Genomic DNA, 2,722 nt, shown 5'->3' with positions numbered 1-2,722 from the left:
CTTTTGATCTTCGCCTTTGAAAGAGCAAAATCAAAAGATCGCAGCCTTCGGCAGCTCCTACAGAGACATCAACCGGCCTTGCTTTCGTCTTTGTCTTTTACGCAGGCGAAGTCTTCTTCGCGCAGTTCTGGCAGATCTTTCGCACAGTAATTACTGCCCAGATCCTTCAGCGCCCCGCACATCCCCTCCAGACGACCATCGACCGCCTGCAAGTGATCGAGCAATTGGTTGATGGCGCGAGCGACCGGGTCCGGCATGTCTTCGGTCACGCCGTAGGCATCGAAGCCGATCTTCTCGGCCATGGCCTTGCGCTTGGCATCCTGCTCTTCATCGGACTTGACGATGATGCGCCCCGGAATACCCACCACAGTGGCACCCGGCGGTACTTCTTTGGTCACAACGGCATTGGAACCCACCTTGGCCCCGGCACCGACGGTGAACGGACCGAGAACCTTCGCGCCCGCTCCGACCACAACGCCATCACCCAGCGTCGGGTGGCGCTTGCCTTTATTCCAACTGGTGCCACCGAGGGTCACGCCCTGATAAATAGTCACGTCATCGCCAATCTCGGCGGTTTCGCCGATGACGATGCCCATGCCATGGTCAATAAAGAAACGACGACCGACTTTGGCACCCGGATGAATCTCGATCCCCGTCAACCAGCGACCGAAGTTCGACACCAGCCGCGCCAGCCATTTCAGGTCCGCGCGCCACAGCATCGCCGACAAACGGTGAATCCAGATGGCGTGCATGCCCGGGTAGCAAGTCAGGACTTCAAAAGCGTTACGCGCCGCCGGGTCACGATGGAAAACACTTTGGATATCTTCACGCAAACGCTCAAACATCATTAATCCTTCCGCTTTAGAAGCTCACCACGGGCCGCTTTCTGGGTTTCCGTGAGGATGCCACGCAATATATTCATTTCCGCCCGGCTAACCGAGCTGCGTCCGTACAACCGGCGCAGGCGCGCCATCAAGTGCCGTGGCTTTTCCGGATCGAGGAATTCGATGGCCACCAGGGTTTGCTCCAGATGCTCATAGAATCGTTCCAGCTCGTCCATGGTCGCCAGCTCAGCGCTTTTGACCGAAGCCACTTCTTCCTTCTCGACCTTGCTCGGCTGGCCTTGGGCCGCGAGCCAGGACATGCGCACTTCATAACTCAACACCTGCACCGCTGCCCCAAGGTTCAGCGAGCTGAACTCAGGGTCTGATGGAATGTGCACGTGATAATGACATCGCTGCAGCTCTTCGTTGGTCAGGCCGGAATCTTCACGACCGAACACCAGGGCGATTTCCGCACCCTGCCCTGCTTCCTCGACCACCTTCGTTCCGCATTCGCGGGGATCGAGCAATGGCCAGGGAATGCGGCGATCGCGGGCGCTGGTGCCGAGCACCAGGTTGCAGCCGACCAAGGCATCTTCCAAGGTGGCGACGACTTGCGCGTTTTCAAGGATGTCACCGGCACCGGAAGCACGGGCATCGGCTTCGTGATGCGGGAACAGACGAGGCTCAACCAGCACCAGCCGCGACAGGCCCATGTTCTTCATGGCACGCGCAGCCCCGCCGATATTGCCCGGATGGCTGGTATTGACCAGAACGACACGAATGTTTTGCAGCAAGGGAGGCGCTCTCGAACACAATAATCGGGAGCCGAATCTTACAGCTCATCCTACCGTTAAGCCATGAAAGCGAACGTCGTCCTTCTCCTGTAGAAACTTTCTGATAGAATGCCCGGCTTTCTTTAACAACCTTAGGTGACACATCCATGCAGCCCATGCTGAATATCGCGCTGCGCGCCGCCCGCAGCGCCAGTGAATTGATCTTCCGCTCCATCGAGCGCCTGGATACCATCAAGGTCGACGAAAAAGACGCCAAGGATTACGTATCCGAGGTGGATCGCGCCGCTGAACAGAAAATCATCGACGCCCTGCGCAAGGCTTACCCGAATCACTCGATCCGCGGTGAAGAAACCGGCCTGCACGCCGGCACCGGCATCGAAGGCGAAGAGTACCTGTGGATCATCGACCCACTGGACGGCACCACCAACTTCCTGCGTGGCATTCCTCACTTCGCTGTCAGCATCGCCTGCAAATACCGCGGTCGTCTTGAGCACGCTGTTGTTCTGGATCCGGTTCGCCAGGAAGAATTCACCGCCAGCCGTGGTCGCGGCGCTCAGCTGAACGGTCGTCGCCTGCGCGTCAGCGGTCGCACCAGCCTCGACGGCGCCCTGCTGGGTACCGGCTTCCCGTTCCGTGACGACCAGATGGACAACCTCGACAACTACCTGGGCATGTTCCGCGCCCTGGTTGGCCAGACTGCCGGCATCCGCCGCGCTGGCTCGGCGAGCCTGGACCTGGCCTACGTGGCTGCCGGCCGCTTCGACGCCTTCTGGGAGTCGGGCCTGTCCGAGTGGGACATGGCTGCAGGCGCCCTGCTGATCCAGGAAGCTGGCGGCTTGGTGAGCGACTTCACCGGCGGTCACGATTTCCTTGAAAAAGGCCACATCGTTGCCGGCAACACCAAGTGCTTCAAGGCAGTATTGACGGCGATCCAGCCGCACCTGCCGGCTTCGCTGAAGCGCTAAGCTTCCGGCGACAGAAAAAAGCACCCTTCGGGGTGCTTTTTTTATGCCTGTTTGATTTGCCCTTCCCCCCCTGTAGGAGCTGCCGAAGGCTGCGATCTTTTGATTTTTTTTTCAAAAAGATCAAGATCAAAAGATCGCA

Annotated in this window: 3 protein-coding genes; 1 reads left to right on the top strand and 2 read right to left on the bottom strand. The window is 58.7% G+C overall.

Annotated features, from left to right (window positions below):
* Nucleotides 1-68: 68 nt before the first annotated feature.
* Complete coding sequence (cysE, locus tag ACW9JC_RS29905) at nucleotides 69-845, bottom strand: serine O-acetyltransferase (RefSeq protein WP_457459550.1); 777 nt, start codon at nucleotides 843-845, stop codon at nucleotides 69-71.
* Nucleotides 846-847: 2 nt separating this feature from the next.
* Nucleotides 848-1,618, bottom strand: coding sequence for a tRNA (cytosine(32)/uridine(32)-2'-O)-methyltransferase TrmJ (gene trmJ, locus ACW9JC_RS29900; RefSeq protein ID WP_008025492.1), 771 nt, complete (start codon nucleotides 1,616-1,618; stop codon nucleotides 848-850).
* Nucleotides 1,619-1,764: 146 nt separating this feature from the next.
* On the opposite strand from trmJ, the gene suhB reads away from it, so the two are divergent.
* On the top strand, nucleotides 1,765-2,583 hold the full coding sequence (gene suhB / locus ACW9JC_RS29895) for a type III secretion system regulator SuhB (protein WP_016984379.1): 819 nt from the start codon (nucleotides 1,765-1,767) through the stop codon (nucleotides 2,581-2,583).
* The last annotated feature ends 139 nt before the right edge of the window (nucleotides 2,584-2,722 follow it).

It is taken from the genome of Pseudomonas sp. SDO5591_S426 (assembly GCF_054070755.1).
Note: the sequence above shows the minus strand (reverse complement) of the source record. Positions and strands in the feature narration are given on the sequence as shown.

Coding starts and splice junctions, on each gene's coding strand:
- suhB (WP_016984379.1), top strand. CDS start 1,765: ATGCAGCCCATGCTGAATATCGCGCTGCGCGCCGCCCGCAGCGCCAGT.
- cysE (WP_457459550.1), bottom strand. CDS start 845: ATGTTTGAGCGTTTGCGTGAAGATATCCAAAGTGTTTTCCATCGTGAC.